The organism is Bacillus sp. MBGLi79 (genome assembly GCF_002953915.1).
In genome coordinates this window covers 2,952,797-2,955,986 of the sequence record NZ_CP026521.1, presented here as the reverse complement: position 1 = coordinate 2,955,986, position 3,190 = coordinate 2,952,797, and the positions used below count along the sequence as shown (strand labels likewise).

The following is a 3,190-nucleotide window of genomic DNA, read 5'->3' as shown; positions in this document are numbered from 1 at the left end:
AAAGATTCAACGTCACATTAGAAACGATCCGCAGTGATTTGAAATACCTCGAAAATGAAGGGTTGATCAAACGTTGTTATGGAGGAGACGAAACACTGAAAAGGGCAGTAGATGATAAAAATGGTGTATTTAATTTTTTTGATATACAAGAACTTGGAGGCCGAAACTATCCAAGATTTTAGGAGGTAACGATGAATATAGGTGAAGCTATTCTTTTTAAATACCCAACAGCTGATCCCACAAAGGATTTTATTGTCCAGAATAATGGTGATGGAACTCCCTCATATATAGCAGAGTGGAATATTAGGGCACCTATACCCACGGAAGCAGAGTTAAAATCTTGGTGGGAAGAGCTTCAGAATACATCTGCATATGAACCACCAGTTCAAGTGGATCTACTCGCGAAAGAGTTATCTCAGGAGAAGCTAGCTCGTAAACAGCTTGAAGAATTAAACCAAACTTTGGTAAGCGAGCTCTCAAAAATAAAGTTGCAACTGCTTACTCTACAAGGAGGGAAAGATTCATGAATTATTGGGTGCTGGCTTTGCATTATAACTGGGCTTCTTTTGAAATGGTGAAACAGGCAATTCATTATAAAGATTGCTCGCCTGAGGATTTACAAAAAGGGGTAGAGAAAAAACTCATTACAGCTGAGCAGTATAAAGAGATCACAGGAGAAGCCATTTAGGGCTTTTTTATTTTGCCTTAAAGGGGGTGGTTCCGTTGTAAACCCATGCTCACCACTAATGATCTACTATAGCAAGGAGGATTATTATGGCATCATATAGTTTTCAATTTCCAACAGATGCAACCGGTAAGCCAGGAGCGGCTAAACCTTATCGAGAAGGGAACAGGGATTTTGTAGTACCCGTGGCTGCTATTTCAGGTAATGCGGAGCTGCTAACGAACGCAGTTTTAAAAGCCACTGAAGTATACACGCAATATGGTCAAGATCGATTAGGTCAGGTTTTAATTTCAAAAGTGAAAGGTCATGCTTATTCTGATCGTGAAGGCACCTTATTCATTGAAGAAAGTAACGATATGAATTCATGGACCACAGTCTCTTCATTGGTCGTTAAAGCAAATACGCTAGGCGAGACTGAATGGATTCATTTAACTAAACGCTATTTCCGTTTCAGGTACGCAAATGGTAACCTGCAGCAATCTGAATTTTTACTGTACCAGTCACTGGGCGCAGGTGAAGAGGATATAAACATAAACCAAGCGGTTCCTATTACAGCAGTTGCTCCGTTCTCAGTCCAGTTAGATAAAAGCGGGTTAACTAATGATGGTCGTTTAAAAGTTCAAACTGAAGGCTTGAACCTTAGCTCATTAGACACTCAAGCAAAAACAATGGATATTGTCTTTCACGATAAAACAGAAACCATAGGTGAGGGTAACCCATTTACCGTTGGATCATTCAAAACGTTACTCATTGAGGTTTATGGGACGGCTGAGACAAGTGAATTGAAATTCTGGGGTAAATCATTATCGGGAACAAAAAGAGCCCTTAGAGGACAGAAAGTGGATGACGGAACATTTGCCACTAGCACAAAAGGGAAATCAGAAGCTTGGTCTTTTAACATTACTGGTTTTAAAGAAATTGTTATGGAGCTTACAGCTTTAACAAATGGAAACTTTTCAGTTAGAGGGACGGCCGTCTCATAAGATTCGGCTGTCCTTTTTTTATTGCCTCTTAGGAGGTGGAATGATGAGTTAATAAAGGAGGGGGTACTAATGTCACAAACGACAGAGGTACCGGACATGAATGGTATTCAGCAAGATTTAGCAGTCATGAAAGGTGAACAAAAAGCGCTCGAGCAGAGGGTTTCCGCATTAGAGCGAGTCTCTGACAGACAAGATCAGCAGATCATGACGCTAAATGAAAAATTAAATAAAATTGAAGAGAATACAACATGGATCAAGCGCACCATTACAGGTGCTATTATAACAGCTATTTGCACTGGAATTATAGGGGGAGCGATAGCTATTTTTTATAGTCTTCTACAAAGATGAGGAGGAAATTCAAAGATGAAAGGGTATGACAAAGGAACAGTCATCCGGACGGTGCTTCTTTTAATTGCACTTATCAATCAAACTATGCTCATGTTTGGCAAATCTCCATTGGATATTACAGAGGTTCAGGTAAATCAGCTTGCTGATGCTCTTTATACTGCCGCGTCTCTGATCTTTACGATCGGAGCCACGGCTGTAGCATGGTTCAAAAACAACTATGTGACAGCAAAGGGACATAAGCAAAAAGCTGTTTTAAAACAAAACAATCTAACGAAATGAGGTTAACGGTGAAAAGCCCCTTAATTTTAAAAAAGGAGGATCTTTATGAGAATTAAAGGTATTGACGTATCACACTGGCAAGGAAATATTGATTGGAAGAAAGTCGCGAAGGATGGGATTAAGTTTGCCTTTATTAAAGCGACGGAAGGAACAACTCTTATAGATAAGAAATTCAAAAGGAATGTATTAGGTGCTAATGCTGCAGGAATTAAAACAGGAGCTTATCATTTTGCACGATTCGGGTCTAAGTCAGAAGCGCTGGCAGAAGCGAGATTCTTTTTGTCACTTGTCAAAAAGGTCAGTCTCTCCTATCCGCTAGTTCTTGATCTTGAAGTGAACCAGAGGAATGTCGATAAATCGGTTTTGACTAATGCAGCGGTTGCATTTTTACGTGAAATTGAGAGTGCAGGTTATTTCGCTATGATTTACAGCAGCAAATCTTTCTTTGAAATTTGTCTTGATGAATCCAAACTGAAACCATTTGCATTATGGATTGCCCGCTATAGCAGCAAACTTGGGCGAGATGCGGATATCTGGCAATATTCTGACAGTGGAAAGGTAGCCGGTATTTCCGGTAATGTTGATATGAACATTTGTTATAGAGCAGAGCTAGATTCAAAGGCTGTATCCACAGAAAAAGCCGGTATAAAAACTGTTTCAAATAAAAAGCCAGAAAAAGCTGATACAACTTATACTGTCAAAAAAGGGGATACACTTTCAGGTATTGCAGTGATATATAAAACAACTGTCAAAGCTCTTCAGAGTCTAAATAACATTAAAGATGTGAATAAGATTTTTGTTGGACAGAAATTAAAGATAAGTGGGTATGCGCTTCTTAGCTGATACAGATCAAGGCCCAGTACCAGTTGAAATTACCGGTATTAAGGGTGACGAA

Annotated in this window: 7 protein-coding genes; all 7 read left to right on the top strand. The window is 39.4% G+C overall.

All coding sequences use genetic code 11. From position 1 onward, the window contains the following. Positions 1 to 182: DeoR family transcriptional regulator (locus C1T29_RS15015; RefSeq protein ID WP_208945490.1), on the top strand; the 182-nt coding region annotated here is incomplete at its 5' end. A gap of 9 nt (positions 183 to 191) precedes the next feature. After that, positions 192 to 527 carry an XkdW family protein gene (locus C1T29_RS15010; protein WP_103750554.1) on the top strand — a complete coding sequence of 112 codons (336 nt, stop codon included), beginning with the start codon at positions 192 to 194 and terminating at the stop codon, positions 525 to 527. Continuing rightward, a complete protein-coding gene (locus C1T29_RS15005; RefSeq protein WP_103750555.1) occupies positions 524 to 688 on the top strand; it encodes an XkdX family protein in 165 nt (54 codons plus the stop codon). The genes C1T29_RS15010 and C1T29_RS15005 overlap by 4 nt, the downstream gene beginning before the upstream one ends. 86 nt (positions 689 to 774) lie before the next feature. Next, a complete protein-coding gene (locus C1T29_RS15000; RefSeq protein WP_103750556.1) occupies positions 775 to 1,668 on the top strand; it encodes a phage-like element PBSX protein XepA in 894 nt (297 codons plus the stop codon). A gap of 69 nt (positions 1,669 to 1,737) precedes the next feature. Continuing rightward, on the top strand, positions 1,738 to 2,016 hold the full coding sequence (locus C1T29_RS14995) for a hemolysin XhlA family protein (RefSeq protein ID WP_103750557.1): 279 nt from the start codon (positions 1,738 to 1,740) through the stop codon (positions 2,014 to 2,016). A 15-nt stretch (positions 2,017 to 2,031) separates the two neighbouring features. Then, positions 2,032 to 2,295, top strand: coding sequence for a phage holin (locus C1T29_RS14990; protein WP_103750558.1), 264 nt, complete (start codon positions 2,032 to 2,034; stop codon positions 2,293 to 2,295). Positions 2,296 to 2,340: 45 nt separating this feature from the next. Beyond that, complete coding sequence (locus tag C1T29_RS14985) at positions 2,341 to 3,138, top strand: GH25 family lysozyme (protein WP_208945489.1); 798 nt, start codon at positions 2,341 to 2,343, stop codon at positions 3,136 to 3,138. Positions 3,139 to 3,190 lie beyond the last annotated feature (52 nt).

Coding starts and splice junctions, on each gene's coding strand:
- C1T29_RS15010 (WP_103750554.1), top strand. CDS start 192: ATGAATATAGGTGAAGCTATTCTTTTTAAATACCCAACAGCTGATCCC.
- C1T29_RS15005 (WP_103750555.1), top strand. CDS start 524: ATGAATTATTGGGTGCTGGCTTTGCATTATAACTGGGCTTCTTTTGAA.
- C1T29_RS15000 (WP_103750556.1), top strand. CDS start 775: ATGGCATCATATAGTTTTCAATTTCCAACAGATGCAACCGGTAAGCCA.
- C1T29_RS14995 (WP_103750557.1), top strand. CDS start 1,738: ATGTCACAAACGACAGAGGTACCGGACATGAATGGTATTCAGCAAGAT.
- C1T29_RS14990 (WP_103750558.1), top strand. CDS start 2,032: ATGAAAGGGTATGACAAAGGAACAGTCATCCGGACGGTGCTTCTTTTA.
- C1T29_RS14985 (WP_208945489.1), top strand. CDS start 2,341: ATGAGAATTAAAGGTATTGACGTATCACACTGGCAAGGAAATATTGAT.